Origin of the sequence: Marinobacterium arenosum (assembly GCF_019795155.1) — a bacterium.
In the GTDB taxonomy this organism is placed as follows: domain Bacteria; phylum Pseudomonadota; class Gammaproteobacteria; order Pseudomonadales; family Balneatricaceae; genus Marinobacterium_C; species Marinobacterium_C arenosum.
Map to the genome: position 1 here is coordinate 22,886 of NZ_JAILYN010000028.1, position 25,957 is coordinate 48,842.

Sequence of the window (25,957 nt, forward strand, 5' to 3'; positions counted from 1 at the left end):
CGACCATGAATTTTGATCTGAGCTACTTCATCGAGCTGATCCCGCTGCTGCTGCGCTATCTGGGCATCACCATGCAGATGGCGCTGCTGGGGCTGGTATTTGCCCTGCTGCTGGCGGTGGTGATGGCGGTGGTGCGGGTGTTCCGCGTGCCGCTGCTCGACTGGCTGGTCCAGCTCTATATCTCGTTCTTCCGGGGCACGCCGCTGCTGGTACAGCTGTTCCTGCTCTACTACGGGCTGCCGCAGATGTTCCCGCCGCTGGTCGGCATCGATGCCTTCACCGCCGCGGTGATCGGTCTGTCGCTGCACTTCTCAGCCTACATGGCGGAGAGCATCCGGGCGGCGATCATCGGTATCGACCGCAGCCAGATGGAAGCGGCGCTGTCGATCGGCCAGTCGCCGCTGATGGCGATGCGCCGGATCATCCTGCCGCAGGCGGCGCGGATCGCGCTGCCGTCGCTGATGAACCAGTTCGTCGACATGATCAAGTCCACCTCGCTGGCGTTCACCCTCGGCGTCGCCGAGCTGATGGCGCGGGCCCAGATGGAAGCCTCCTCCAGTTTCAAGTTCTTCGAAAGCTTCCTGGCGGTGGCGTTGATCTACTGGGTGGTGGTGGTACTGTTCACCCGGCTGCAGCTGCGACTGGAAACCAAACTGAACCGGGCCTACCAACGATGATCCGTATCCGTAATCTGGTAAAAACCTTCAATGGCACGCCAGTGCTGAACGGTATCGACCTGGATATCGCCGAAGGGGAGATCATCGTGGTGATCGGCCCGTCCGGTACCGGCAAGTCGACCCTGCTGCGCTGTATCAACCTGTTGGAGCAACCTGACCAGGGGGTGATCGAGATCGACGGTGACGCGGTTGATGTCGGCCACGCCAGCAAGAAGGATGTGCTGAAGCTGCGTCGCAATACCAGCTTCGTGTTCCAGAACTACGCGCTGTTCGCCAACAAGACCGCGTTGCAGAACATCGCCGAGGGGCTGATCACGGTCTGGAACAAGCCGCGTCGAGAGGCGCTGGCGGAGGCGCGGTCGATCCTGGCCGATATCGGTCTGGCCGACAAGGAAAACAGCTACCCGGCGGCGCTGTCCGGCGGTCAGCAGCAGCGGGTCGGTATCGGCCGGGCGATGGCCTCCCATTCCAAGGTGATGCTGTTCGACGAGCCGACCTCGGCGCTGGACCCGGAGTGGGTTGACGAGGTGCTGCAGCTGATGAAGCGGCTGGCCGAGCGCAAGCAGACCATGGTGGTGGTCACCCACGAGATGAGCTTTGCCCGCGACGTAGCCGACCGGGTGCTGTTCATGGAGGGCGGCCGGATCGTCGAGCAGGGCCCGCCGCAGAAGATCTTCGCCGAGCCGGACGACCCGCGCACCCAGGCGTTCCTGCGCAAGGTGCTGCGCCGCTGAGCGGTTTTTCTGTCATCCCCCACCAGCCGGCTGTCCTGATAGGCAGCCGGCTGTACTTTACCTCCCCCTCCAACATAGACCGGCTGTAGAGCCGAATCCCGCTTGATTCAAATTGTTATTAGATTCTCGCGCTAGACGCTGAGCCCGCCGCTGATGGGGGCTGTTCCTTGTGTCCGCTTATCGGTAGGCTCGAGAGCTAATTGGATGGTGTCATGGTGACCGCTCCCGGCGTCCGGATGGACTGGCGTGCGACCCTGCCGATGTCGGTGATTGGCTTAATATGTAAACCAATCTTTACAGTTTTGGCCGGCTCTTCGATTCCGGTTTCGAGTAACTTGCTGATATTTAACTTCTATTGAGGTGGTATATATGTTGCGTGGTCTTGTTCAGTCATCGCTGCCGAGGTTGTTCGTCATGAAGCGTCGCGTGCTGACCTACCTGATCGCGTTGTACGCCGTGCTCGCCGTGGCGATGTTCCTGTTCGGCTTTATCACCACCTTGCAGCTTTTCCTCTGAATAGATGAGGCGGTTGGCCGCTGTTCCCCGTTGAACTTTATTGTTGGCGCCGCTGTCGCAAGTTCCGAAGACCCGCTCTCTTTGCTTTGCTGCTGATTCCAAAGCGCTTTTCTGCCGTTGGCGAGGGCGCGAAACTGGCGCTGACGGCGCCTTACCGGTAGCATTAGCGCCTGTTCTTCCCAATTGAACCGCCGTGGATCTGTCCGATGAGTTATCAGGTGCTCGCCCGCAAGTGGCGACCGAAAACCTTCCAGGAGATGGTGGGGCAGGAGCATGTCCTGAAGGCGCTGGTCAACGCGCTGGATGACGACCGCCTGCACCACGCCTATCTGTTTACCGGTACCCGCGGGGTCGGTAAAACCTCCATCGCCCGGCTGTTCGCAAAATCCCTGAACTGTGAGCAGGGGGTGTCGTCACGGCCCTGTGGCCAGTGCAGCGCCTGTACCGAGATCGCCGAGGGCCGCTTCGTCGACCTGATCGAGGTGGATGCCGCCTCGCGCACCAAGGTCGAGGATACCCGCGACCTGCTGGAGAACGTCCAGTACGCGCCGACCCACGGCCGCTACAAGGTGTACCTGATCGACGAGGTGCACATGCTGTCGACCCACTCCTTCAACGCGCTGTTGAAGACGCTGGAGGAGCCGCCGCCGCACGTCAAGTTCCTGCTGGCGACCACCGATCCGCAGAAGCTGCCGGTCACCATCCTGTCGCGCTGCCTGCAGTTCAACCTGAAAAACATGATCCCGGAGCGGATCGTCGATCACCTGAAGACGGTGCTCGGCGCCGAGCAGATCCCGTTCGAAGAGCCGGCGCTCTGGCTGCTGGCCCGCTCGGCCGACGGCTCGATGCGCGATGCGATGAGCCTGACCGACCAGGCGATCGCTTTCGGCGCCGGCCAGGTCAACGAGGCCGATGCGCGAGCGATGCTCGGTACCATCGACCAACGGCTGGTTTACCGGATGCTGGAGCAGCTGGCCGACGGCGATTGCCGCGCGTTGCTGGAGACGGTGACCGAGCTGGCCCAGTTCTCGCCGGACTACGATACCGTGCTGGCCGATCTGATCAGTCTGCTGCACCGGATCGCCATCGCCCAGGCGGTGCCCGAAGCGGTCGACAACAGCCTCGGTGACAAGGCACAGGTGGAGGCACTGGCCGGCCGGCTGAGCGCCGAAGATGTGCAGTTGTACTACCAGGTGGCGTTGATGGGCCGCAAGGACCTGCCCTATGTGGCCGATGCCCGTGAGGGGCTGGAGATGGTGCTGCTGCGGATGGCCGCGTTCCGACCGGCCGGCGCAGCACCACGCGTCGACATGGGCGAGCGGACCGGCACCGCTGCACAGCAGCCGGCTGCCGCGCCGAATCCGGCGGCAACTCAGTCGGCAACCCAGGCGACGGCTCCGGCACAGCCCAGCGGCGTCGAACCGGTAGCCAATCAGCAGCGCGCAACGCCGGTACCGCAATCGACACCGCAGCCGGCCGCCGTGCAATCTGCGCAGCAGCCGCCACTGCATCAAGAGCGGCAACAGGCGCCGCAGCAAACGCCGCAACCGGTTGCCGCGCCGCAGCCGCTGGCCCAGCCGGCTCCGGTGTCGGCACCGACTGCGTCTGATGATCCGCCGCCCTGGGACGATTACGACCTGCCGCCGGCCGGCAGCTATGAGGATGCCGCGCCGGTAAAAAAGCCTGAAGCGCCGCCGCGCGCCGCTCCCGTAGCGGCGCCTGAAGCCGTGGCCGTTGCGGTCGAACCGGCGGTTGCGACAGCGCCGTCCGCTCCGACCGCTGAACCGATGGCCGCGGTTGCTGTTAACAGCGACAAGGTGCTGGCGCCGGATCAGGCGGACGAAGAGGTCAGTCTCGATCAGCTGCAACCGGCACATTGGGTGACCCTGGTGCACCGGATCGGCGTCAGCGGTATGACCGACAGTCTGGCGCGTACCCTGTCGCTGGAGGCGGTGGCCGGCAACCAGTTGCGGTTCCACTATACCGAGGCGCAGGAAGCGTTGCTCAGCGAAGTGCAGCGCGAACGGATCAGCACCGCGCTGAGCAACTATTTTGCCAGCCAGCTTCAGGTAGACTTTGAAAAAGGTGAGCAGACCCGCGAGACCCCGGCCGAGTACCAGGAGCGTAAGCGCCAGGAGCGGTTGGCCAGAGCGGTCAGCGATATCCAGAATGATGCCACGGTGCAGGCGATCATCGCGCAGTTCAACGGCCGGATCGAACTGGACACCGTGGTGCCGATCGATGAACCGGCATGAGCCGGGCCGATCTGAACCTAGCAGCCTGTCGGGCTTGACCGATCGTCGCGAGGGAAAACGGAATTGAGGCAGATTTTTCGAACGATTGAGGCGAATAGCGAGCTATTTAACGAAATCGTTCGATAAAGATGACCAATATCCGTTTTTCCGCAGTAGATTAGTGTTAAGTCCGGCAGGCTGCTAGCAGCAATTATCCGAATTGAGTTAACGAGGTAGATACCATGATGAAAGGTGGTATGGGCAACCTGATGAAGCAGGCCCAGAAGATGCAGGAGAACCTGCAGAAAGCCCAGGAAGAGATCGCCAATATGGAAGTCACCGGCGAGTCCGGCGCGGGCCTGGTCAAGGTGGTGATGACCGGTCGTCATGACGTCAAGCGTATCAACATCGATGATAGCCTGATGGAAGAGGACAAGGAGATCCTGGAAGACCTGATCGCCGCGGCGGTCAACGACGCCGTGCGTAAGGTGGAAACTACCTCCCAGGAGAAGATGGCCAAGGTGACCGGCGGGATGCAGATGCCGCCGGGCTTCAACATGCCGTTCTGATGCCATGGCTTTCAGTCCTCTGATCGAACAGTTGATCGGCAGCCTGCGTTGCCTGCCGGGCGTGGGGCCCAAGTCGGCCCAGCGGATGGCGTTCCATCTGCTGGAGCGTGACCGTCAGGGCGCGGGCGAGCTGGCCGATGCGTTGAACGAAGCGATCGACAAGGTCGGTCGCTGCAGCCGCTGCAATACGCTGTCGGAAAGCGAGCTGTGCGAGCTGTGCAGCAGCGAGTCGCGCGACGACAGCTTGTTGTGCGTGCTGGAAACGCCGCTCGACGTGCTGGCGATCGAGCAGACCGGCGGCTTTGGCGGTCGCTACTTCGTGCTGGGCGGCCATTTGTCGCCGATCGACGGAGTCGGACCGGAAGACCTGGGGATCGACAAGCTGCTGGCGCGGGTGCGGGAAGGGCAGGTCAAGGAGTTGATCCTGGCGACCAATCCGACCGTGGAAGGCGAGGCCACCGCGCATTACATCGCCGCCCAGCTCAATGACCTGGGTATCAAGCTCAGCCGCATCGCCCATGGCGTCCCGGTGGGTGGTGAACTGGAATATGTCGACGGCGGCACCCTGGCCCATGCCTTGGCCGGGCGTCGTTCACTGCTTTAGGAATCAGCATGTCAAACTCCGAGGCTTACGACTGGCGCCGGCTGGAAGCTGCCGCCGAGCACCCGGTTTGGGTGGAGAGCAACAGCCAACTGGTTGAGCTGGCAGCGCACTGGCGCAGCCTGCCGCTGGTGGCGCTGGATACCGAATTCCAGCGGGTCGACACCTTCTACCCGATACCCGGCCTGATCCAGCTGGCCGACGACCAGCGCTGCTACCTGATCGATCCGCTGTCGATCAGCGACTACACACCGCTGAAGGAACTGCTGGAGGATCGCTCGGTATTGAAGGTGCTGCACGCCGCCACCGAGGACCTGGAACTGTTCATGAACAGCGTCGGCGCCCTGCCGCAGCCGCTGTTCGACACCCAGATGGCGGCCGCCTATGCCGGCTGGGGTTTCTCGATGGGGCTGAGCCGGATGCTGGAAAGCTTCCTGGGGGTGACGTTGGACAAGGAGGAGACCACCTCCGACTGGCTGCAGCGACCGCTGACCCCGGCCCAGGAACGCTATGCCGCGCTGGATGTGGCCTACCTGCCGGCGGTGGCGACCGAGTTGCAGCGGCTGCTGGATGAACAGCAGCGCAGCGAGTGGGCCGCCCAGGAGTTCGAGACGCTGCTGGCGCAGATGCCGGACAGCGACCCCGACGGCGTGCACTACTACAAGCGTTTTTCGCAGATGTACCGGCGCAACGACGTTCAGCTGGCGGCATTGCGTGATCTTTCCGCCTGGCGCGAACAGACCAGCCGGCACGACGACCTGCCGCGTAACCGGGTGCTACGCAACCAGGCCCTGTTGCAGCTGATCGACCGTTGGCCGCAGAACAAACCGCAGCTGGGACGGCTCAGTGAGATGCGCCAGCGCTCGTTGCGGTTGTATGGCGATACTATTCTGCAGATCATGCAGAATGCCGAGCGCAGCGCGGCGGAAAATCCGCCGGAGCCGATTCCGCAGCCGTTGCATGTGCACTGGGCGCCGCATATGAAGGCGCTGAAGACCGCCGCCCGCCAGCTGGCCGAACAGTGGCAGGTGCCGCCGGAAGTGCTGTTGCGCAAGAAAGAGCTGGAAGCGATCATCCGTTCGCGCAGTGAACAGGGCCAGTACCAGCTGCCGGCGGAGATGTGTGAATGGCGTCAGCAGCGGGTCGGACCGGTGCTGCTCGAGGCGCTGCAAGCTTTAGAGAGCAAGTAACATGAAAATTGTAAGTATCTACAAGAGTCCGCGTAAGGATGAGATGTACCTATACGTGGACAAGCGCGATCAGCTCGGCAAGGTGCCCGAGCCACTGCTGCAGATGTTCGGTGAGCCGGTCCACGTGATGGATATGCCGCTGAAGGCCGACAAGAAGTTGGCGCGGGTGGAGACCGACAAGCTGTTGTCCGAGCTGGACGACAAGGGCTTCTACCTGCAGATGCCGCCGCCCAAGGACGACTACATGCTGGACCTGTACCGGGAACGCCCGGAAACAGGGGTACGCTAAGTGGCCCACGAAGTCTTCTGGCGCAGCACGCCGCTCGACAAGATGACCCCATCGCAGTGGGAATCGCTCTGCGACGGTTGTGCGCTCTGCTGCCTGCACAAGGTGGAGGACGAGGATACCGACGAGGTGTTCTACACCACCGTGGTTTGCCATCTGCTGGATTTCGAAACCTGCCGTTGCACCAAGTACGAGGAGCGTACCAACCTGGTACCCAGCTGCGTGAAGCTGCGGCCGCAGGATGTCAGTGCATTCCACTGGCTACCGCCCAGTTGCGCCTATCGGCTGGTACATGAAGGCAAGGAGCTGCCGGAGTGGCACCCGCTGGTCAGCGGCGACCCGGCTTCGGCGGTGGATGCCGGCGTGTCGGTGCTGAACGTCTATGAAGTGCGTGACGATGAGATCAGCGAAGAGGAATTGGTCGATTACGTGATCGACTGAGTTTCACGACAGCTAGTTACCAGCAGTAAGCCCCAAGCTCCAAGCTACTGGTCGAGGCTGGCAGTTCGGCGCGATGCGGATCGAATGTCGGCACTGCTAGCCAAACGCCAGTAGGCGTTTTCAGCCGCCTGCGGCGGTGGCGCCCCGGGTGGCGCCCTACAGGGGGGGCGCTTCATAGCAGCCCGCTCCGAGGGCGACCGGAATCAAGGTACGAATCCCGATACCTGTCGCGGTCAGTACCCAAAGGGGATGCCACGCCAGCTGCTACAGGGGCCCGGTCACGGCAAGCTTTTACCCTCCACCGCCAGGCTTTTTCTTCGGATAAAAATTCTTTCACCCCATCTGCCGGGCCACGAACATCGCCGTCATGGTATCCATGGTCGCCAGGTGGTTGTTGAACCAGGGCAGTACGGTTTCCGTCAGGTAGCGCTGCAGGTGGCCCCGGTCACGCCGGGTCAGCCAATAGTTGGCCATCTGATCCATCTCCGCCAGCACCCGCTCGTGTTCCCCTTTGTGTACCGGGTAGGCCGGGAAACCGTAGTCGCGCATATGCTGCTCTTCGCGGCCGAAGTGGCTGCGATTGTGGTCGAGGAAACTGGCCAGCAATTCATCGATCTGCTCATCTTCACCATCCTGCAGGGCTTCATTGAGCCCATTCATCAGTTCTACTGCTTCGTGGTGATCGTCGTTCATGAAGGCCAGTGCCACCTGCGGGATCTGATCGGTGGCCATCAGCAGGGTGTCGGTCATGGGTCGGCTCCGCTATCGATATCAAAGATGCGGAAAATATACATTAATAAGGCCGTGTACCCCAGACGCCGCCACCCCAAACTCAGCCCGGCCTGATCTGGATCAGCAAAAAACCGACCGATGGGCCGGGCGCGAGCGTTATGGGCGGGTAGCTAGTAGTTGCTCAGATCCGGCACATCTTCCGGCGCGCAGCTGATCTCGCCATGGGGTTTGTTCTTCAGCAGCTTCATGTAGTCCCTGCCGCTGACATGCACCAGGTGGCGGTGATCGCCGGCTTCGAAGTAGATCTCTTCATCGCCGCTCAGCCGGTCGTCCCAGATGATCGGCATGCCGAACGGCTCGCCGACCGGCGGCACGGCACCGATCTCGCAGTCGCCGAACAGTTTCGGCAGTTCGTTTTCTTCGGCCAGTTCCAGATGGCGCCCCATCAGTCGGCTGACTTCCGGCAACAGCAGCTTGTTCATCGCCGGGATCGCTGCCAGCAGATGGTAGTCGCCGTCACGCAGTACCACGGCCTTGACCACCTCCTTGACCGGCAGCTGGCTGGCATGGGCGGCTTCCAGCATATGCTCGCTGAAGCCGTGGCTGATCAGTTCGTAGGGGGTATGCTGCTCGGACAGGTATTGTTCCAGGGTGCTGGACATGCTCATGATGACCTCCTGTGCTGTCGTTTGCGGTTCGTTGTTCAGATTGTTAGCAGTATGGGCCCACCGTCGAGCGATTTCCTTTTCCGGGCGGCGTATTTCTCGTCAGCGGCTGCCAAATTGTTGTACAATTTCGCGCCATATTTTCAGACAATACCGCACGGCAGGCGCCGCGGGCGGGCCTGATCGGCCTTGATCCTGCGCCGGGCGGCACAGCAGTGAGCAACTGGAATCGCAATGCATACAGTCGAGAAGATCGGCGGCACTTCGATGAGCCGCTTCCGTGAGTTGATGGACAACATCCTGGTCGGCAAACGCACCGGGGATCAGCTGTATAACCGAATCTTCGTGGTATCGGCGTATGGCGGTATTACCAACATGCTGCTGGAGCACAAGAAGACCGGCGAGCCCGGTGTCTACGCCCGCTTCGCCAATGCCGAGAGCGAAGAGGCCTGGGTGGAGGCGCTGAACCAGGTTCAGGTGCGGATGCAGGAGATCAACGCCGAGCTGTTCGACACCGAGTTCGAGCTGCACGCCGCCGATCAGTTCGTCATCGCCCGGCTGAACGACGTGCGCGATTGCATGAAGAGCCTGCACAACCTCTGCTCCTACGGCCACTTCCAGCTGGACGAGCACCTGTTGAAGGTGCGCGAGATGCTGGCGTCGATCGGTGAAGCGCACAGCGCCCACAACTCGGTGCTGGCGCTACGGGCCGAGGGTATTAATGCCCGCCTGGTCGATCTGACCGGCTGGCACATGGAGCAGCCGCTGCCGTTCGAAGAGATGATCGCCAAGCAGTTCGAGGGGATCGAGCTGGACAAGGAGCTGGTGATCGCCACCGGCTACACCCACTGCCAAGAGGGGCTGATGAAGACCTTCGACCGCGGTTACAGCGAGATGACCTTCTCGATGATCGCCACCGTCACCGGTGCCGACGAGGCGATTATCCACAAGGAGTATCACCTGAGTTCGGCCGACCCGATGCTGGTCGGCTCCGAGAACGTGCGCACCATCGGCCGCACCAACTACGACGTGGCCGATCAGCTGTCCAACCTCGGCATGGAGGCGATCCATCCGAAAGCGGCCAAGGGGCTGCGCCGTAACGGTGTCAAGTTGCGCGTCAAGAACGCCTTCGAGCCGGAGCACGAAGGTACCCTGATCAGCCAGGACTACCACAGCGAAACGCCACGGGTGGAGATCATCGCCGGCCGTAAGGACGTGTTCGGCATCGAGATCTTCGACCAGGAGATGCTCGGCGACGCCGGTTACGATATCGAGATCTCGACGCTGCTGCGCCAGCTGCGGCTGTACGTGGTCAACAAGGACGCCGATGCCAACTCGATCACCTACTACGTGTCCGGCTCCCGCAAGATGGTCAATCGTGCTACCCGTCTGATCGAGGACAAGTATCCGGAAGGTTCGGTGCAGCTGCACAACCTGGCCATCGTTTCGGCGATCGGTTCCCATATGAAGGTCCAGGGGATTCTGGCGCGTACTGCGTCGGCGCTGGCCGAGGCGGGTATCAACGTGCAGGCGCTGCACCAGTCTATCCGCCAGGTGGAGATGCAGTGCGTGGTCAGTGAAGAGGACTACGAACAGGCGGTCATCGCCCTGCATCAGGCGCTGATCGAGCCGCGAGCCGACGAAGCCGCCGCCTGATGCTTGGGAACCTGCGAACAAGTCCCTTGGGCCTCTGGCTTTCGGAGCGGTCAGAGATCAATACCCACACGCAAGGGCATAAAGGCAACGATTACAGGCGTACTGGTTGTCCCCGGCGCGCCGGCCGGACGTAAATCGTTAACGCAGAGCTCTGATCGCCCGGGTGCCGGACCACCGAAAGCCCCGCAGAGAACATAAGGGACTTATTCACAGGTTCCCTTGCCAACAGCCAGCAGGACTGGCATCGTTGAAACAGAGGGGGGCGCGTCGAGTCCCCCGTTTTTTTTTGTTCGGTAGCCGGGCCAGCTGTGAAACTGCCGGTTGGCTGCCGTAGGAAATCGGATCTATCCCATCATGAGCAAATCCTCTGCCGAACTCTGTGATGATGTGCTGGTATCACTACGTCGGATTATCCGGGCGGTCGACCTGCATTCGCGGCGGCTGGCTACCCAGTACGGCCTGACCGGGCCGCAGACGATGCTGCTGAAAGCGATCATCGAATCACCGGGGATGCCGGCCGGTGAGCTGGCCCGCCGGGTCAGTCTCAGCCAGGCGACCATCACCGATATCCTGAAACGGCTGGAGCAGCGGGAGCTGGTCCGGCGCGAACGCAGTGACAGCGACCGTCGCAAGGTGTTCGTATTTGCCACCGACAAGGCGATGGCGGTGATCGAATCGGCACCACCGTTGCTGCAGGAGAAGTTTGTCGAGCGGTTCTCCCATCTGCGCGACTGGGAGCAGATGCAGCTGCTGGCCTCGCTGCAGCGCGTGGCCGAGCTGATGGATGCCGAAACCATCGATGCGGCGCCGCTGCTGGTGTCCGGCCAGTTGGGCGAGACTGCCGACGTTAAGAAGTAAGTTTGATTACGGCAGGTCTGGAAGCCGATCACTCCAGCTGCGGGGGCGATCGCTTGCGGCAGAGACGACCTGCCACCCGAAGGGCGCTCCGAGTACGCCCGGCAATGTGGGCCTTAAAGCCATAAATAAAACAAAACAGGCGCCGGATGGCGCCTGTTTTGTTTTGCGAGGAGGGTATCAGGCGACCAGTGAGATCAGCTTCTCGCAGCTGACCCAGCCTTTGAAGCCGCCATCCTTGCCGGTTACCGCGATCGGTGCGCCGTTGTTGCTGAGGATGTTCGGCAGGATCTGCTCCAGTTCGGTATCGCTGCGCACGCTTTCGACACTGGACAGGTAGTTGGCCAGGCTGTCGGCGTTGTCGTTCAGTGCCCGCTGGGCATCCAATACCGTGATAAGTCCTTTAAGCTGGGTGCCGTCCAGTACGCAGGCGTACTCGCTGCTGTGCTCCTTGAGCAGTTCCACCGCCTGTTGCGGCTTGCTCTTCAGGGTTACGGTCAGTTTGGCCGGTGCCAGTACATGGCTGGCGGTCAGTACGCGGGCGCGGTTGACGTCCTGCACGAACGCCTGCACGTAATCGTCGGCCGGTTTCAGCAGGATCTCTTCCGGGCTGCCCACCTGGACCAGTTCGCCGTCACGCAGGATGGCGATCCGGTCGCCGAGCCGCAGCGCTTCGTCCAGGTCGTGGGTGATGAACACGATGGTTTTGTGCAGCTTCTGCTGCAGCTCCAGCAGCTGGTCCTGCATCTCGCGGCGGATCAGCGGATCCAGCGCGCTAAACGCCTCGTCCATCAGCAGGATCTCCGGGTCGGTGGTCAGCGCCCGGGCCAGCCCGACCCGCTGCTGCATGCCGCCGGACAGCTGGTGCGGGTACTGCTCCTCGAAACCCTTCAGGCCGACCTGCTCCAGCCAGTAGCCGGCTTTCTCGGCCCGCTCGGCCTTGCCCACCCCCTGGATCTGCAGGCCGTAGGCGGTGTTGTCGAGTACCGACTTGTGCGGCAACAGGCCGAAACGCTGGAACACCATGCTGATCTTATGGCGGCGGAAATCCTCAAGCTCACGTTCCGGCAGTGCCATCACGTCCTGGCCGTTGATGATGATATGGCCGTCGGTCGGCTCGATCAGCCGGTTGAAGTGGCGGATCAGGGTCGATTTGCCGGAGCCGGACAACCCCATGATGACGAAGATCTGGCCCTCCTCGATATCCAGGCTGATGTCGTTCAGCCCGAGAGTGTGGCCGGTCTCGTCAAGCAGCGCCTCCTTGCCCATGCCCGCCTTTACTTTGCCCAGCTGGGCCTCCGGCTTGTTGCCGAAGATCTTGTAAATGTTTTTTACCTGAATCTTCATCACGAATCCTGCTGTGCTACGGACATGCGTTTACCCAGCGACTGGGTGATACGGTCGAACAGGATCGCCAGCGCGACGATCGCCAGGCCGGCCAGCAGGCCACGGCCCACTTCCAGCCGGTTGATGCCGATCAGCACCTCCTGGCCGAGGCCGCGGGCGCCGATCATCGACGCAATCACCACCATCGCCAGCGCCATCATGGTGGTCTGGTTGATGCCCGCCATGATATTGGGCAGTGCCAGCGGCAGCTGAATGCCGAACAGTTGCTGGCGGCGGTTGGCGCCGAACGCCCGTGAGGCTTCCAATACATCGGCATCGACCAGCCGGATGCCCAGGTCGGTCAGTCGGATCAGCGGCGGTACCGCATAGATGATGGTGGCGAAGATCGCCGGCACCTTACCGAGGCCGAACAGCATCACCACCGGGATCAGGTATACGAAGCTCGGCATGGTCTGCATGATATCCAGCACCGGCAGCATTATTTTGCGGAACCGGTCGTAGCTGGCCATCAGGATACCGACCGGGATGCCGATCACCACCGACAGGCCGGTTGCGACCAACATCAGCGCCAGGGTTTGCATCCCCTGGTCCCACAGGCCGATGGCGCCGATAAAGAACAGCAGTGCGCTCATACCCAGCGACAGCAGCCAGCTGCGGCTGGCGGCATAGCTGACCAGCGCCACGCCAAGGATTACCGCCCACCAGGGCGCGCCGCGCAGCAGCTGTTCAAGCCAGATCAGGATGGCCAGGAAGGGTTGGGTCAGCGCTTCGAAGCTGTCGGCGTAGTTGGTGACCAGCCAGTCGACGCTGCCGTCGATCGATTTGCGCAGTTCTCGGGTCGAGAAAAGTTCTGGGAACATAAAGACTCCAGTAGGGCGGCGCTCAGGCGCCGCCCCTTCGGGTTACAGCGAGGACTTGACCTTGTCGGCGACGTCGGCCGGCACCCACTGGGTCCACAGCTGCGGGTAGTTCTTCAGGAAGTGCTCGGCCACCTCGGCGGACTCTGCGCCGTTATCGTCGGCCCAGGCCAGCAATTTGGATACAGTGTCGGTCGGCACCTGCACTTTGTCGAGAAACGCAGTCAGCTGCGGTGCCTGTTCGGCGAAACCGGTGTTGACCGCGGTTTCGATACGGGCTGCAGGGTAGGCGCCCGGGTACGGCTTGGTGCAGTTCGGATCAGTGTTGCAGGTGTGGCCTTCCGCGTTATAGGCCGGCATCTCCAGCTTCACCAGATCGTACTTGCCGACCAGCGGGGTCGGCGTCCAGTAGTAGAACAGCACGTTGCGCTTGCGCTTGATGGCCGACGAGATCGCCGCCTTCAGTGCCGCGCCGGTACCCGGTGAGTACAGCACGTAGTCATCCTGCAGGTCGAATGCCTTGAACAGGTTGCTGTTGATCACCTCGCAGGCCCAGCCGGCCGGGCAGGTATAGAGACGGCCCTTGTTCGGTTCTTCCGGATCCTGGAACAGGTCCTTGTATTTCGGCAGGTCGGCCACCGATTTCAGGCCCGGGTTCTGGTCGGCCACGTATTTCGGAATCCACCAGGCTTCCACGCCGCCGGTATAGATATCACCCAGCGACTTGACCTTGCCGTCTGCCACGCCTTTGTTGAATACCTCTTCGATGCTGTTGATCCAGCCTTCGGTCATTACATCGACATCGCCGCGGATGATCGCCGTCAGCATCGGCAGGGTGCCGCCGGTTTCAACCGCGGTCTTGCAGCCATACCCCTTCTCGATAATGGTGCGCTCGACATCCACCATTACCATGTTGGACAGCCAGTTCATGCCGGCAAAGCGTACCTCGCGATCTAGTTCGCAAGCGGCCCAGCTGGAGCTGGCGCAGAGCAGCGCGGCGGCTGCCATCAAGTGCTTGATCATTGTTGTTGTCCTTATTGGTCAGATACTTGAAATTGGCTTGATCATTAGGGCTCAAATGATTTAATCCAAAATATTCTAACCTTATTCTTGCCGTAATGTCTTGTTTTTGGGCGAGTTTGCCAGGGGGGTAGGCGACTTTTGCTGGTGGTGTCCGGTGGGAAATCGATAGGGCACGCCATAAAAAAATCGCGCTACCAACGTTAAGTTTAGAGCTCTAATGGTATTGCTGCTTGGCTGGCGGCTTTGGGCCTGAGGGAGGGGCGGGGGTGGGGAACAGCGGCGGGTGGGATAAAAAAAACCTCGACGATCACTGACCGTCGAGGATTTTGCCGGGCTGACAAATAAGACCTTGGAGGTCTTACCGCTAACCTTACTTGGTGATGTTCTGCAGTTCAGCCATCGCCGCTTCGCGAGCATCGTTGGCGATAGTGGTGAACGCTTCACCCTGGTTTTTCAGCAGTTCGAACAGCGCTTTGTTGGCGTCGATGTTGAACTTGATCACCTCTTCCGGCGTCTTCAGCTGCTTGGCTTTCTCAGCTTCGCTCTGGAAGAAGGAGGTCAGTTGCTGGCCGGATTTCTGCTGCTGCTCAAACGCCTTGGTCATCGCCTCAGCCTGCAGGTTCATCAGTTTCTGTACGGTTTCGAACGGCTTCTGAAAATCAACGTTGGCATTCATGGTTAGCATCTCCCGAGCTATGTTTTGTTGCGGTGCACAATAGGGCTCATTCTAGGTGGTTTTTTAACCAAGTCAACACTTATTTGTGCGTTGCACAAAATCAGCATTTCCATTCCTGAGCCGGTAGCTTGATGAACACTGCCGATGGACGATCGCCCTGCTACCGGGCCGTCAGTCTACGGAACAAATATGAACGCTTTATTTAGCTGTATCGATCGGCGTGGCATCGACTTCGGCCGGGACATCAGCGTCGAAAGCATGGCTTTAACGGTGGTCGCATATCGATTGGGGGCACTTCTGCAGTGCGGGTATCTATAGTGGAATTCACTGTTGCAGCCCGATATTCCTGTTGCCGGCAGGGACGGCGGGCGCTAGTTTGATTGCCCCGCAAACCGTAGCCAACTTTAAGGGACATTAAAAGATGCTGGCCAGCCTTCAGGTAATCGTACCGTTGTTTCTGTTGATCGGACTGGGTTACCTGGCCCGTCGAATGGTATTGACCTCCGAGGGGCTGATCGGTCTGAACCAGCTGGTTTACTTTTTTGCGCTACCGGCAATGCTGTTCGATGCCGCCCGTCGGCAGCCGATCGATAAGCTGGTCGACCTGCCCTATATAGGCGCCTTCCTGCTGGCGGTCGCGTTGGTGGTCTTGGTCACCGTACTGGGCAGCCGCTGGCTGCTGGGCCGTCGCCAGGGTGAAGAACTGGTACTGCATGGCCTCAATGCGATGTTCGCCAATTACGCCTACATGGGGATTCCGCTGATCAGCGGGGTAATCGGCGAGGCCGCCTACGGGCCGATGCTGGCGATCATCCTGACCGGCAACCTGCTGATCTGTGGCGGCCAGGTGATCATGGAGGCGTTGCGCAGCGACAGCCTGGGCTGGCGGGCGATCAGCGGTATCCTGCAGCGCTCGCTACTGCAGAGCCCATTGTTCCTGTCGCTGGTCGGCGGGATTCTTGTGGCCGCCTGGCAACTGCCGATGCCATCGCTGGTGGCGGGAACGCTGGAACTGCTGGCGCCGGCAGCGGTGCCGGTGGCACTGTTCTGCCTGGGGGCCAGTCTGCAGTGGCGGGAAACGCCGATCGCCAAACTGGAGCTGGGCTGGTTGCTGCTGATGAAGTTGCTGATCCACCCGCTGCTGACCTACGGTGTGATGGTGATATTTGGCATTACGGATCCGGACCGATTGCTGGTGGCGGTGTTGTTGACCGCGTTGCCGACCGGTGCGCTGGTGCACGTGGTGGCGATGCGCTATCAGCACTATGTGCGCGAAACCGCGATGGTGGTGATGGTCAGCACGTTGCTGTCGATGGTCAGCGTTTCGCTCTGGATCGATCTGATGATTTGAGTCTTGAGTTAACAGTTCAGAGTTAACAGTTTCCGGCTGAGCGCTGGCAGGTGCCGGGTTTCGCTTGTCGCTTGTCGCTTACAGCTTCAAGCTTTCAGCTGCGTTACAATAGCGGCAGATAATCTTTGTCCTGTCTGCGATACGTTCTGCCTATGACCCTGAGCCAGCTGGCCAACTGCCTGCGCAATCACGCCCAACAATCCGATCATCGCCGCCTGCTGGTGCTTAGTGGCGAGCGCCGCTGGTGCCGTCAACAGCTGCTGGCCTGCGGCCTGCCGCATGGCAGCGTCTGGCTCGGCGAACAGCCGCCGCTGGAGATCGAATGCCTCAGTAGTAAGCAGGCCCAGCGGCTGCTGGGCCGTTCGATCAGCCAACTGGTGATCGACGCCTTCGATGGCCTCAACCCCAATGCGTTGGGCCAGGCCAGCGGTGCCTTGAGTGGTGGCGGCCTGCTGGTTCTGCTCTGCCCGCCGCTGGCGGATTGGCCTGCGTACGAAGACCCCGAGCACCGGGCGCTGGCGGTATCGCCCTATTGCAGCGCGCAGGTGGGGCGTCGGTTCGTCACCCGGCTGATCCGGCTGCTGCGGCAGGACAGCGCTACCTTGATCGTCGAGCAGCACCAGCCGCTGCCGGACTGGCCGACCGCCCCGCGCGCAGCTGCGCGCCGGCACAGCGACAGCGAAGTGCCGCAACCGACGCTGGATCAGCAGCGGGCGGTCTCGGCGATCCTCAATACCGCCCGTAACCGTCGCCAGCCGCTGGTCATCACCGCCGACCGTGGCCGCGGCAAATCGGCTGCGCTGGGGATGGCGGCGGCCCGGCTGATGGAACAGGGCCAGCAGGTGCTGCTGACCGCGCCGAACTACCAGGCGGTCAGCGAGGTGTTCGCCTTTGCCCGCCGGCTGTTGCCGCAGGCGGAGCAGGGCAGCGGCGAGCTGCGTATCGAGCAGGGCGCGTTGCGCTACCTGGAGCCCGAACAACTGCTGCTGCAGCCGTCCGATGGCCGGGTACTGCTGGTGGACGAGGCGGCGGCTATCCCGGCGCCGATGCTGGGCCGCTTGCTGGAGCAGTTCAACCGGATCGTTTTCTCCTCCACGGTGCATGGTTACGAGGGCACCGGGCGCGGTTTTGCGGTCCGCTTCCGGGCCCGGCTTGACCAGCGCACGCCGCGCTGGCGCGGTATAACCCTCAGCCAGCCGGTACGCTGGGCCAGCGGCGATCCGCTGGAAGCGCTGATCTTCGATCTCCTGTTGATGGACGCCGAAGCGGCGGACGACAGTGCGGTCGCCGCCCTGTTCCAAGGTGCGGCAAAACCTGTGTTGCAACTTGGCGAGCTGGATCGCGACCAACTGCTGCTGGATGAGGAACGGCTACGGGCGTTGTTCGGCTTGCTGGTGCTGGCCCACTACCGCACCACGCCGGGCGATCTGCGCATTCTGCTGGACAGCCCCAACCTGCGGATCTGGGCCGCCGAAGCCGACGGGCAGCTGCTCGGCTGCGTACTGCTGGCCGACGAGGGGCCACTGGAGCCAGCACTGGCGCAGGCGGTCTGGGCCGGAAACCGGCGTCCGCCCGGCCACCTGCTGCCGCAGACACTGATCGCCCAAGCCGGCGTGCTGGAGGCGGCGCCGCTGCGCTGCGCCCGGGTGATGCGGATTGCGGTGCATCCAGCGGCCCAGCGGCGCGGTATCGGCGGTCGGCTGTTGGCGGCGATCGCCGAGCAGGGCCATCAAAATGGTTTGGATTATCTGGGTTCCAGCTTTGCCGCCAGCGCCGATCTGCTACCGTTCTGGCAGCAGGCTGGCTTCGAGCCGGTACGGCTCGGTCTGAGTCGAGATGCGGTCAGCGGCAGCTATGCGGTGCTGGTGATGCAGGCGCTGTCGGAGCCGGGCCGGCAACTGCAACGGCAACTGCGCCAACGTTACGGCGAACAGTTGCCGGAATTGCTGTACGGCCTGTTGGCCGACCTGGAGCGGGAGCTGATTCCGCAACTGCTGCAAGGTGTGGTGCCGGCGATGCCACTGAACCAACAGGACCGGCGCGATCTGGAAGGCTTCGCCCACTACAACCGGACCCTGGACAGCAGCCGCTTCGCCTTGCGCAAGCTGGCGCTGCAACTGCTTGGTGAACGGGTGGCGTTAGAAGATGACCGGCTGCAGGCGTTGCTGATTGAGCAGTTGCTGCCGCAGGGCCGAGAGGGCGGCGAGCCGAAATGGCGTCTGCAGCAGTTGCGCGAACTGGCGGCGCATTGTTTGGCGCTGTTGGATCAGGCTTAATTTCGAAGTCAGCGTTCACAAGCCACGAAACATGACGGTGATATTTGGCGACCAACTCTGTAGCAGCGGGCTCCGACCGCGACAGATTCACGCAGTCCACAGGTGTCGCCCTCAGAGCGGGCTGCGACGAAGCATGAAACCCTGTAGCTGCGGGCTCCGACCGCGACAGATTCACGCCGTCCACAGGTGTCGCCCTTAGAGCGGGCTGCGACGAAGCATGAAACCCTGTGGCAGCGGGCTCCGACCGCGACGGATTCACGCAGTCCACAGGTGTCGCCCTCGGAGCGGGCTGCTACGAAGCATGAAGCCCTGTAGCAGCGGGCTCCGACCGCGACGGATTCACGCAGTCCATAGGTGTCGCCCTCAGAGCGGGCTGCGACGAAGCATGAAACCCCGTAGCAGCGGGCTCCGACCGCGACAGACTCACGCAGTCTACAGGTGTCGCCCTCAGAGCGGGCTGCGACGAAACATGAAACCCTGTAGCAGCGGGCTCCGACCGCGACAAGATGGCCGTAGTTCGTGGATGTCGCCCTCGGAGCGGGCTGCGACGAAGCATGAAACCCTGTAGCAGCGGGCTCCGACCGCGACAGATTCACGCAGTCCACAGGTGTCGCCCTCGGAGCGGGCTGCGACGAAGCATGAAACCCTGTGGCAGCGGGCTCCGACCGCGACAGATTTACGCAGTCCACAGGTGTCGCCCTCAGAGCGGGCTGCGACGAAGCATGAAACCCTGTAGCAGCGGGCTTCGACCGCGACGGATTCACGCCGTCCACAGGTGTCGCCCTCAGAGCGGGCTGCGACGAAACATGAAACCCGGTAGCAGAGGGCTCCGACCGCGATAGGCTCACGCAGTCCACAGGTGTCGCCCTCAGAGCGGGCTGTGACGAAGCATGAAACCCTGTAGCAGCGGGCTCCGACCGCGACAGACTCACGCAGTCTACAGGTGTCGCCCTCAGAGCGGGCTGCGACGAAGCATGATACCCTGTAGCAGCGGGCTCCGACCGCGACCAACGTCGTTCAGGCAAAGCCACGGCGCTTCTTCTTTCATTCCCCTTCTTGGTTTGATCAACCTAGAGCGGTAGCCGCAGGGTCAGGGTGCCGTCGCGCTGTTCCAGCTCCAGGTGTTTCATAAAGCTCATGCCCAGCAGAATGGTGTCGCCGGTCATATGCGGGTTGATGCTGGCGGCGATACTGTGCAGCAGCAGGCCGCCCAGTTCGATACTCTCCAACCGGGTGGCATAGACCTTCACCGTGCCGTTGGCGGTGTGCGCCAGCATTGGGGTGCCCCGGTGCAGCATCAGCCGGTTGGCGACCGGCCCGGGAATGCTGACATGGGTGGCGCCGGTATCGATCAGGAAGGTGACCGGTTGACCGTTGATCCGGCCCGGTGCCACGTAGTGACCGGCGCGGTTGCGTTCCAGCACCACCTCGTTCAGTGGCTGGCCGGTCGGGCTGGTCTGGTTCAGGTGGCGGTTGGGATTCTGCTGTTGCTCCTGGCGGAAGTTGAAGAACAGCACCAGCAGGCCGAACAGCAGAATCCAGAACAGCACCGAGAACAGCCGGCCGAGGCGGATATGGATCGGTTTCAGGTCGTCGTCGTGTTGCGGATCATTCATGCCGGTTCTCAGTCCTTGCTATCCCTGCGGTAAGTCTGAGAGGTTGGAGTGGCGGCGACCGGCAGGGTTCCCGTCGCCTCTATTTCCGTTAGATTCCGTTAGACGCGGGAAACGAACTTGCCGGTTTCGGTGTTGATCTTCACCTTCTCGCCGGTCTTCATATATTCAGGTACCTGTACCTCCAGGCCGTTGTTCAGCTTGGCCGGCTTGGTGCGACCGGTGGCACTGGCCGCCTGCATGCCGGGTACGCATTCGACGATCTCGAACACCAGGGTGTTCGGCAGCTCGATGGTCAGGATCTGGCCGTCGACCAGCAGCGCGGTGATCCCTTCCATGCCGTCCTGCAGGTAGGGCAATTGCGTCTCGATGGCGTCGCCGTTGAGACTGTACTGGCTGTAGTCCTCGATATCCATGAAGGTGAACAGGTCGTCCTCGCGGTACAGGTAAGAGACCTGGCGCCGTACCAGCGATACCTCTTTCAACACCTGGTCGCCGGTGAAGGTCTCCTCGTACTTGCCGCCACCGGGCAGCAGGCTGAAGCGCACCTTGTAGAGGGTGTTGGCGCCGCGCGAGGTGGGACTGCGCACGTCGATATGCCGGACGATATAACGGTGGTCGTTGATTTCAACCACGTTGCCTTTTTTCAGTTCCGATGCCTTGGGCATGCCGTTCTCCAATGCAGACAATCGCAATGGCCGGCATTGTAGTGGATAGTGCCGGGGCTGGGTAAGCCCCCGGCAACGTGGCCGTATGCTGTTCGGTTAAGAGGGGGCCAGTGAACAGCTTTCGGCAATACTCGGCAATATGAAAAAACGCGATCAGGCGATCTCGGACAGCAGCTGGCCGTAGTTCAGCCGGTAGGGTGCGGCGGGATCGAGCAGTTCGTCGACATCGTGCAGGTCGGCCAGCAGGATGCGGTCGTCGTCCAGCGCCAGCGCCGAGGTCAGGCAGCGCTGACGGCTGTGGATATCCAGATAGGGGGAGGAGGTGACCAGTCGGCGTGACTGTTCCGGCTGGCCGAGCAGCTGGAAGAAGTAGGGCCGCCAGCTCCAGTTGTAGCCCAGGTGGCGGTTGTCGATCAGCCAGTGGCCGTTGTGATTCTCGTAGTTCGGCGAGATCTGCCGGCCGCGCCGGTCGCAGATATAGAAGCGCAACAGGTTGGGAGTGGCGATATAGTCGGTCAGGCTGACCTGCTTGTCACGGCTGAGCAGCAGCTCGCGCAATGCGATCAGCTCCGCCTGGATCCGTTCGCGCCGCCAGTGCAGCCGCGAGGTGCTCTCCAGCGCCAGGTCCAGGTGGTGGTCCAACAGCCGGGCCATCATCGCCCGTTTACTGTCGGCCGGGATCGGGTTCGGCAGTGCCCGTTCGAACAGGTAGCCCTGCAGGTAGGAGGCGTTGCAGCTGAGTGCGAAGAACAGCTCCTGCTCGGTTTCCACCCCTTCGCACAGCAGGCTGGCACCGAGCCGGTTGCCCAGTTCGCCGATCATCTGCACGATGGTGGTGCTGTCGCCCCCCGATGCACCATTTTTGAGCAGCTGCATATCCAGTTTGATGATATCCGGCTGCAGCGCCGCCACCCGATCCAGCTGAGAGAAACCACTGCCGAAATCGTCGATGGCGATCCGCATGCCGGCGCTGCGGTAGCGCTCGACCAGCCGCTGCAGCCGGTCGAGATCGGCCGCCAGTTCGGTGATCTCGATCACCACCTGCTCCGGCCTGCCGCCGCTCTGCAGGATCATCTCCAGCGTCGGCAGGTGATCGAGCGAATCCAGGTGATTCAGCCACTCCGGTGAGATATTGATGCTGATAAAGCTGTCGTCCGGCAGCTCGGGCAGGATCGCCAGCGCCTGGCGGCGGATCTGCCGGTCCAGCTCGCGGCGCTCTGTGGCGGCCAGGGTCGGGTCGGTGAACAGCCCGCCGGCCGACACCACCTTGCCGGTCATGTCGCGCATCCGTGCCAATGCTTCGTAGCCCCGGATCCGGCCGCTGGCGGTTTCGATGATCGGCTGGTAGTGGGGGATCAGCTTGAGGTCCATAGTCGCTCCTGAAATCGGTTGTCCCGAAACGGGGTTGTCAGGAGAAAGCAAAGCGCGGGCCAGCTCGGCGATTGAGCGAATTTGCTGCGTTATGCGACCAAATCAGCAGCCATTTCGTTCTAAAGTACCATATTGGCCCTACCGGCCGATTTCTATCATCGAAGTTCCACTCGATTCATCGACAACAACAAGAGGAATGCACTATGTGGACTAAGCCGGCTTATCAGAACCTGCGGATCGGTTTCGAAGTCACCATGTACTTCGCCAACCGCTAACACGGCCAGGCTGGCCCGGTCGGATCACGGCCGGACCGGCCCCGCCAGCAGCAACTTACGCCAGGACGGCGTGCAGTGCCGCAGGACGCGGCCCGCAAATGGCCAGAATAATAATGAAAATACAGGTTTTAGGCTCAGCCGCCGGCGGCGGTTTCCCGCAGTGGAACTGTAACTGCGCCAACTGCCGTGGTGTGCGTGAAGGCACCCTTAACGCCCAGCCCCGCACCCAATCCTCCATCGCCATCAGCGCCAACGGCGAGGACTGGATTCTGTTCAACGCCTCGCCCGATATCCGCGCCCAGCTGGAAAGCTTCGCGCCGATGCAGCCGGGCCGGGCGATCCGCGATACCGGTATCGCCGCCATCGTGCTGATGGATAGCCAGATCGACCATTGCACCGGTCTGCTGATGCTGCGCGAGGGCTGTCCGCATCAGGTCTGGTGTACCGAGATGGTTCATCAGGACTTGAGCTCCGGCTTCCCGGTGTTCAACATGCTCGAGCACTGGAACGGCGGCCTGCAGTGGAACCGCATCCCGATCGAGCCGGGTGCCAACCGCTTCAGCATCCCGCAGGCGCCCGAGTTGAGCCTGACCGCGGTACCGCTGCGCTCCAGCGCACCGCCGTACTCGCCGCACCGCAACGACCCCCATCCGGGCGACAATATCGGCCTGCTGGTGGCGGACCGGCGCAGCGGCAAAACCCTGTTCTATGCACCCGGTCTTGGCCGGATCGAACCCCACCTGCGGCCGCTGATGGAGTCCGCCGACCTGCTGCTGGTCGACGGCACCATCTGGCGCGAGGACGAGTTGATCCACAGTGGTGTCGGCGACAAACTCGGCACCGCGATGGGGCATCTGCCGCAGTCCGGCGAGGGTGGCATGATCGAGTACCTGGATACGCTGGCCAAGCCGCGCAAGGTGCTGATCCATATCAACAACACCAACCCGATTCTCGATGAGGACTCCGCCGAGCGCGCCGAATTGCACGCGCACGGCATCGAGGTGGCCTACGACGGTATGTCGATCGAGCTTTGACGGGCAGATGAGCAGGAGAGAGCCGATGAGCACCGCACAACCGATGAGCCGCGAGCAGTTCGAAGCCGCACTGCGCGCCAAGGGCGAGCTGTACCATATCCACCACCCCTACCATGTGGCGATGTATCAGGGGCATTCGACCCGCCAGCAGATCCAGGGCTGGGTCGCCAACCGCTTCTACTATCAGGTGATGATCCCGGTGAAGGATGCCGCCATCATGGCCAACTGTCCGGACCGCGATGTGCGCCGCCACTGGGTGCAGCGGGTGCTGGACCACGACGGCTACGACGGTGCCGAGGGCGGCATCGAAGCCTGGCTGCGGCTCGGCGAGGCGGTCGGCCTGAACCGCGACGAGATGCTCTCCCAGGAGCACGTATTGCCGGGGGTGCGCTTCGCGGTCGATGCCTATGTCAACTTTGCCCGCCGTGCCACCTGGCAGGAGGCGGCCAGCTCCTCGCTGACCGAACTGTTCGCGCCGACCATCCACCAGTCGCGGCTGGATACATGGCCGGGCCACTATCCCTGGATTGACGCCGAGGGCTACCAGTACTTCCGCAACCGGCTGACCGAGGCGCGCCGAGACGTGGTGCACGGCCTGCAGATCACCCTGGACCACTACCAGACCCGCGAGCAGCAGGAGCGGATGCTGGAGATCCTGCAGTTCAAGCTGGATGTGCTCTGGAGCATGCTCGATGCGATGTCGATGGCCTACGAGCTGGAACGGCCGCCATACCATACCGTGACCCGCGAGCGGGTCTACCATAAGGGGCTGTTACGATGATCGATCAAGCGAGCGTACCGAGCCTGAACCCGATGTTCCGGCTGCAATGGGAGCCGGCCCAGCAGGCCCATGTACTGCTCTATCCGGAGGGGATGGTGCGGCTGAACGGTCCGGCCGGTGAGATCCTGGCGCGGGTCGACGGCCAGCGCCCGGTGGAGCGGATCATCGCCGAGCTGGCGCTGAAATTTCCCGAGGCCGAAGGGATCGATGGCGATATCCTCGAGTTCCTGGCCGAGGCGGCGCAGCAGAACTGGGTTCAACTGTAGGTCTGGCTCCGTTGGCGCCCCAGATGGCGCCCTGCCTTTCCCGTAGGGCGGAACCTGGCCTGCCAACAGATTAGAAAAGAAATTAAAAAAAGAGGTAGCGTGATGGCCGGATCATCCTGCAATGGCGCGCCGTCGCTCGAGGCGGTGCCGAGCCACGGTCAGCCGTTCTGGCTGCTGGCCGAGCTGACCTACAAATGTCCGCTGCAGTGCCCGTACTGCTCCAACCCGCTGGACTTCGCCGGCCATGACGGCGAGCTGAGCACCGCCGAGTGGATCGAGGTGTTCCGCCAGGGCCGCGAACTGGGCGCGGTGCAGCTGGGTTTCTCCGGCGGCGAACCGCTGGTACGGCAGGACCTGATCGAGCTGATCCGCGAGGCGCGTCAGCTGGGCTACTACTCCAACCTGATCACCTCCGGCGTCGGCCTCAACGAGCGCAAGGTGGCCGAGTTCCGTGAAGCCGGGCTGGACCATATCCAGGTCAGCTTCCAGGCCGCCGACGACGAGGTCAACGCGATGCTGTCCGGCTCCAAGAAGGCGTTCGAGCAGAAACTGCGTATCGCCCGCGAAGTGAAGGCGCAGGGCTACCCGATGGTGCTGAACTTTGTCACCCACCGCCACAATATCGACCGGATCGACCGGATCATCGAACTCTGCGTGGAACTGCAGGCCGACTATGTCGAGCTGGCCACCTGCCAGTACTACGGCTGGGCGTACGAGAACCGCCAGCAGCTGTTGCCGACCCGCGCCCAGCTGGAACGGGCCGAGCGGATCACCAACGAGTACCGCGACAAGCTGGCCGCCGAGGGCAACCCGATCCAGCTGATCTTCGTCACCCCCGACTATTACGAGGAGCGCCCCAAGGGCTGCATGAACGGCTGGGGCCAGGTGTTCCTGACCGTGACACCGGACGGCACCGCGCTGCCGTGCCACAGTGCGCGGATGCTGCCGATCGAGTTTCCCAATGTCCGTGAGCAGAGTCTCGAACAGATCTGGCACCGTTCCACCGGCTTCAACCATTTCCGCGGCGACGACTGGATGCAGGAGCCCTGCCGCTCCTGCGATGAGAAGGAGAAGGATTTCGGCGGCTGCCGCTGCCAGGCCTTCATGATGACCGGCGATGCCGCCGCCACCGACCCGGTCTGCAGCAAGTCGCCGCACCATGACCAGATTGTCTCTGCTCGCCGTCAGGCTGAACTAGGCTCAATAGAGAGTGAGTTCATCTACCGCAACGAGCGTAATTCCCGTGTCTTCTACAAGGGCTGA

General features: G+C 62.1%; 26 protein-coding genes. 17 read left to right on the forward strand and 9 right to left on the reverse strand.

The window, feature by feature from the left end; translation table 11 throughout:
* Nucleotides 1–5: 5 nt before the first annotated feature.
* The 8 genes from K6T12_RS13395 to K6T12_RS13430 all read left to right on the forward strand — a co-directional run bounded on the left by K6T12_RS13395 (nt 6) and on the right by K6T12_RS13430 (nt 7,248).
* On the forward strand, nt 6–677 hold the full coding sequence (locus tag K6T12_RS13395; protein WP_222223332.1) for an amino acid ABC transporter permease: 672 nt from the start codon (nt 6–8) through the stop codon (nt 675–677).
* A complete protein-coding gene (locus K6T12_RS13400) occupies nt 674–1,411 on the forward strand; it encodes an amino acid ABC transporter ATP-binding protein (RefSeq protein WP_222223334.1) in 738 nt (245 codons plus the stop codon). The genes K6T12_RS13395 and K6T12_RS13400 overlap by 4 nt, the downstream gene beginning before the upstream one ends.
* 722 nt (nt 1,412–2,133) lie before the next feature.
* Nucleotides 2,134–4,182, forward strand: coding sequence for a DNA polymerase III subunit gamma/tau (gene dnaX, locus K6T12_RS13405; protein ID WP_222223335.1), 2,049 nt, complete (start codon nt 2,134–2,136; stop codon nt 4,180–4,182).
* 221 nt (nt 4,183–4,403) lie between these two features.
* Nucleotides 4,404–4,730, forward strand: a complete 327-nt coding sequence (locus K6T12_RS13410; protein WP_222223337.1) for a YbaB/EbfC family nucleoid-associated protein — start codon at nt 4,404–4,406, stop codon at nt 4,728–4,730.
* A gap of 4 nt (nt 4,731–4,734) precedes the next feature.
* Nucleotides 4,735–5,334: a recombination mediator RecR gene (recR, locus tag K6T12_RS13415; protein ID WP_222223339.1), complete on the forward strand. Its 600-nt coding sequence runs from the start codon at nt 4,735–4,737 to the stop codon at nt 5,332–5,334.
* Nucleotides 5,335–5,342: 8 nt separating this feature from the next.
* Complete coding sequence (rnd, locus tag K6T12_RS13420) at nt 5,343–6,521, forward strand: ribonuclease D (RefSeq protein ID WP_222223341.1); 1,179 nt, start codon at nt 5,343–5,345, stop codon at nt 6,519–6,521.
* 1 nt (nt 6,522) lies between these two features.
* Nucleotides 6,523–6,810, forward strand: coding sequence for a YcgL domain-containing protein (locus tag K6T12_RS13425; RefSeq protein ID WP_222223343.1), 288 nt, complete (start codon nt 6,523–6,525; stop codon nt 6,808–6,810).
* A complete protein-coding gene (locus K6T12_RS13430) occupies nt 6,811–7,248 on the forward strand; it encodes a YcgN family cysteine cluster protein (RefSeq protein ID WP_222223345.1) in 438 nt (145 codons plus the stop codon). It begins immediately after the preceding gene.
* A gap of 333 nt (nt 7,249–7,581) precedes the next feature.
* On the opposite strand, the gene K6T12_RS13435 is transcribed toward K6T12_RS13430, so the two are convergent.
* Both K6T12_RS13435 and K6T12_RS13440 read right to left on the reverse strand, forming a co-directional pair.
* Nucleotides 7,582–7,998, reverse strand: a complete 417-nt coding sequence (locus K6T12_RS13435; RefSeq protein ID WP_255611724.1) for a bacteriohemerythrin — start codon at nt 7,996–7,998, stop codon at nt 7,582–7,584.
* A gap of 152 nt (nt 7,999–8,150) precedes the next feature.
* Entirely contained in the window at nt 8,151–8,648 is a 498-nt protein-coding gene (locus K6T12_RS13440) for an aminoacyl-tRNA deacylase (protein WP_222223347.1), read from the reverse strand.
* 231 nt (nt 8,649–8,879) lie between these two features.
* Here K6T12_RS13440 and K6T12_RS13445 point away from each other — a divergent pair, with 231 nt between their 5' ends.
* Both K6T12_RS13445 and K6T12_RS13450 read left to right on the forward strand, forming a co-directional pair.
* Entirely contained in the window at nt 8,880–10,301 is a 1,422-nt protein-coding gene (locus K6T12_RS13445) for an aspartate kinase (RefSeq protein ID WP_222223349.1), read from the forward strand.
* 354 nt (nt 10,302–10,655) lie between these two features.
* Entirely contained in the window at nt 10,656–11,159 is a 504-nt protein-coding gene (locus K6T12_RS13450; RefSeq protein ID WP_222223351.1) for a MarR family winged helix-turn-helix transcriptional regulator, read from the forward strand.
* Between the two features lie 177 nt (nt 11,160–11,336).
* On the opposite strand, the gene K6T12_RS13455 is transcribed toward K6T12_RS13450, so the two are convergent.
* From K6T12_RS13455 to K6T12_RS13470, 4 genes are all read right to left on the reverse strand, one after another.
* Complete coding sequence (locus tag K6T12_RS13455) at nt 11,337–12,503, reverse strand: quaternary amine ABC transporter ATP-binding protein (protein ID WP_222223353.1); 1,167 nt, start codon at nt 12,501–12,503, stop codon at nt 11,337–11,339.
* A complete protein-coding gene (locus K6T12_RS13460; protein ID WP_222223355.1) occupies nt 12,503–13,363 on the reverse strand; it encodes an ABC transporter permease in 861 nt (286 codons plus the stop codon). Before K6T12_RS13460 ends, K6T12_RS13455 begins: the two co-directional genes overlap by 1 nt.
* A 42-nt stretch (nt 13,364–13,405) precedes the next feature.
* Nucleotides 13,406–14,383, reverse strand: coding sequence for an ABC transporter substrate-binding protein (locus K6T12_RS13465; protein ID WP_222223357.1), 978 nt, complete (start codon nt 14,381–14,383; stop codon nt 13,406–13,408).
* Nucleotides 14,384–14,753: 370 nt separating this feature from the next.
* Nucleotides 14,754–15,059, reverse strand: a complete 306-nt coding sequence (locus tag K6T12_RS13470; protein ID WP_222223359.1) for a hypothetical protein — start codon at nt 15,057–15,059, stop codon at nt 14,754–14,756.
* Nucleotides 15,060–15,480: 421 nt separating this feature from the next.
* Between K6T12_RS13470 and K6T12_RS13475 the strand changes: the two genes are divergently transcribed.
* Together K6T12_RS13475 and K6T12_RS13480 are read left to right on the forward strand one after the other, a co-directional pair.
* Nucleotides 15,481–16,410: an AEC family transporter gene (locus K6T12_RS13475; RefSeq protein ID WP_222223361.1), complete on the forward strand. Its 930-nt coding sequence runs from the start codon at nt 15,481–15,483 to the stop codon at nt 16,408–16,410.
* 152 nt (nt 16,411–16,562) lie between these two features.
* Nucleotides 16,563–18,686, forward strand: a complete 2,124-nt coding sequence (locus K6T12_RS13480; protein ID WP_222223363.1) for a tRNA(Met) cytidine acetyltransferase TmcA — start codon at nt 16,563–16,565, stop codon at nt 18,684–18,686.
* 1,070 nt (nt 18,687–19,756) lie between these two features.
* Here the strand turns inward: K6T12_RS13480 and K6T12_RS13485 are convergent.
* The 3 genes from K6T12_RS13485 to K6T12_RS13495 form a co-directional block, all read right to left on the reverse strand.
* Nucleotides 19,757–20,302: a retropepsin-like aspartic protease family protein gene (locus K6T12_RS13485; protein WP_222223365.1), complete on the reverse strand. Its 546-nt coding sequence runs from the start codon at nt 20,300–20,302 to the stop codon at nt 19,757–19,759.
* Nucleotides 20,303–20,400: 98 nt separating this feature from the next.
* Nucleotides 20,401–20,967 carry an elongation factor P-like protein EfpL gene (gene efpL / locus K6T12_RS13490; protein WP_222223367.1) on the reverse strand — a complete coding sequence of 189 codons (567 nt, stop codon included), beginning with the start codon at nt 20,965–20,967 and terminating at the stop codon, nt 20,401–20,403.
* 153 nt (nt 20,968–21,120) lie between these two features.
* The gene (locus tag K6T12_RS13495; protein ID WP_222223369.1) at nt 21,121–22,338 is read right to left on the reverse strand and encodes an EAL domain-containing protein; all 1,218 of its coding nucleotides are present in this window, start codon (nt 22,336–22,338) and stop codon (nt 21,121–21,123) included.
* A 203-nt stretch (nt 22,339–22,541) separates the two neighbouring features.
* Between K6T12_RS13495 and pqqA the strand changes: the two genes are divergently transcribed.
* The 5 genes from pqqA to pqqE all read left to right on the forward strand — a co-directional run bounded on the left by pqqA (nt 22,542) and on the right by pqqE (nt 25,957).
* Nucleotides 22,542–22,613, forward strand: coding sequence for a pyrroloquinoline quinone precursor peptide PqqA (gene pqqA, locus K6T12_RS13500; RefSeq protein WP_222223414.1), 72 nt, complete (start codon nt 22,542–22,544; stop codon nt 22,611–22,613).
* 113 nt (nt 22,614–22,726) lie between these two features.
* Nucleotides 22,727–23,647: a pyrroloquinoline quinone biosynthesis protein PqqB gene (pqqB, locus tag K6T12_RS13505; protein WP_222223371.1), complete on the forward strand. Its 921-nt coding sequence runs from the start codon at nt 22,727–22,729 to the stop codon at nt 23,645–23,647.
* Nucleotides 23,648–23,672: 25 nt separating this feature from the next.
* Nucleotides 23,673–24,428 carry a pyrroloquinoline-quinone synthase PqqC gene (pqqC, locus tag K6T12_RS13510; protein WP_222223373.1) on the forward strand — a complete coding sequence of 252 codons (756 nt, stop codon included), beginning with the start codon at nt 23,673–23,675 and terminating at the stop codon, nt 24,426–24,428.
* A complete protein-coding gene (gene pqqD, locus K6T12_RS13515) occupies nt 24,425–24,694 on the forward strand; it encodes a pyrroloquinoline quinone biosynthesis peptide chaperone PqqD (RefSeq protein WP_222223375.1) in 270 nt (89 codons plus the stop codon). Before pqqC ends, pqqD begins: the two co-directional genes overlap by 4 nt.
* A 102-nt stretch (nt 24,695–24,796) precedes the next feature.
* Nucleotides 24,797–25,957 carry a pyrroloquinoline quinone biosynthesis protein PqqE gene (pqqE, locus tag K6T12_RS13520; protein ID WP_222223377.1) on the forward strand — a complete coding sequence of 387 codons (1,161 nt, stop codon included), beginning with the start codon at nt 24,797–24,799 and terminating at the stop codon, nt 25,955–25,957.

What these genes read in the sequence shown, in the direction of transcription:
- pqqE (WP_222223377.1), top strand. Translation starts at nt 24,797, where the DNA reads ATGGCCGGATCATCCTGCAATGGCGCGCCGTCGCTCGAGGCGGTGCCG.
- pqqC (WP_222223373.1), top strand. Translation starts at nt 23,673, where the DNA reads ATGAGCACCGCACAACCGATGAGCCGCGAGCAGTTCGAAGCCGCACTG.
- K6T12_RS13400 (WP_222223334.1), top strand. Translation starts at nt 674, where the DNA reads ATGATCCGTATCCGTAATCTGGTAAAAACCTTCAATGGCACGCCAGTG.
- recR (WP_222223339.1), top strand. Translation starts at nt 4,735, where the DNA reads ATGGCTTTCAGTCCTCTGATCGAACAGTTGATCGGCAGCCTGCGTTGC.
- K6T12_RS13470 (WP_222223359.1), bottom strand. Translation starts at nt 15,059, where the DNA reads ATGAATGCCAACGTTGATTTTCAGAAGCCGTTCGAAACCGTACAGAAA.
- K6T12_RS13445 (WP_222223349.1), top strand. Translation starts at nt 8,880, where the DNA reads ATGCATACAGTCGAGAAGATCGGCGGCACTTCGATGAGCCGCTTCCGT.
- K6T12_RS13495 (WP_222223369.1), bottom strand. Translation starts at nt 22,338, where the DNA reads ATGGACCTCAAGCTGATCCCCCACTACCAGCCGATCATCGAAACCGCC.
- K6T12_RS13455 (WP_222223353.1), bottom strand. Translation starts at nt 12,503, where the DNA reads ATGAAGATTCAGGTAAAAAACATTTACAAGATCTTCGGCAACAAGCCG.
- K6T12_RS13475 (WP_222223361.1), top strand. Translation starts at nt 15,481, where the DNA reads ATGCTGGCCAGCCTTCAGGTAATCGTACCGTTGTTTCTGTTGATCGGA.
- K6T12_RS13435 (WP_255611724.1), bottom strand. Translation starts at nt 7,998, where the DNA reads ATGACCGACACCCTGCTGATGGCCACCGATCAGATCCCGCAGGTGGCA.
- rnd (WP_222223341.1), top strand. Translation starts at nt 5,343, where the DNA reads ATGTCAAACTCCGAGGCTTACGACTGGCGCCGGCTGGAAGCTGCCGCC.
- dnaX (WP_222223335.1), top strand. Translation starts at nt 2,134, where the DNA reads ATGAGTTATCAGGTGCTCGCCCGCAAGTGGCGACCGAAAACCTTCCAG.
- K6T12_RS13460 (WP_222223355.1), bottom strand. Translation starts at nt 13,363, where the DNA reads ATGTTCCCAGAACTTTTCTCGACCCGAGAACTGCGCAAATCGATCGAC.
- pqqD (WP_222223375.1), top strand. Translation starts at nt 24,425, where the DNA reads ATGATCGATCAAGCGAGCGTACCGAGCCTGAACCCGATGTTCCGGCTG.
- K6T12_RS13440 (WP_222223347.1), bottom strand. Translation starts at nt 8,648, where the DNA reads ATGAGCATGTCCAGCACCCTGGAACAATACCTGTCCGAGCAGCATACC.
- K6T12_RS13485 (WP_222223365.1), bottom strand. Translation starts at nt 20,302, where the DNA reads ATGAATGATCCGCAACACGACGACGACCTGAAACCGATCCATATCCGC.
- K6T12_RS13425 (WP_222223343.1), top strand. Translation starts at nt 6,523, where the DNA reads ATGAAAATTGTAAGTATCTACAAGAGTCCGCGTAAGGATGAGATGTAC.
- K6T12_RS13480 (WP_222223363.1), top strand. Translation starts at nt 16,563, where the DNA reads ATGACCCTGAGCCAGCTGGCCAACTGCCTGCGCAATCACGCCCAACAA.
- K6T12_RS13395 (WP_222223332.1), top strand. Translation starts at nt 6, where the DNA reads ATGAATTTTGATCTGAGCTACTTCATCGAGCTGATCCCGCTGCTGCTG.
- efpL (WP_222223367.1), bottom strand. Translation starts at nt 20,967, where the DNA reads ATGCCCAAGGCATCGGAACTGAAAAAAGGCAACGTGGTTGAAATCAAC.
- K6T12_RS13450 (WP_222223351.1), top strand. Translation starts at nt 10,656, where the DNA reads ATGAGCAAATCCTCTGCCGAACTCTGTGATGATGTGCTGGTATCACTA.
- K6T12_RS13410 (WP_222223337.1), top strand. Translation starts at nt 4,404, where the DNA reads ATGATGAAAGGTGGTATGGGCAACCTGATGAAGCAGGCCCAGAAGATG.
- pqqB (WP_222223371.1), top strand. Translation starts at nt 22,727, where the DNA reads ATGAAAATACAGGTTTTAGGCTCAGCCGCCGGCGGCGGTTTCCCGCAG.
- K6T12_RS13465 (WP_222223357.1), bottom strand. Translation starts at nt 14,383, where the DNA reads ATGATCAAGCACTTGATGGCAGCCGCCGCGCTGCTCTGCGCCAGCTCC.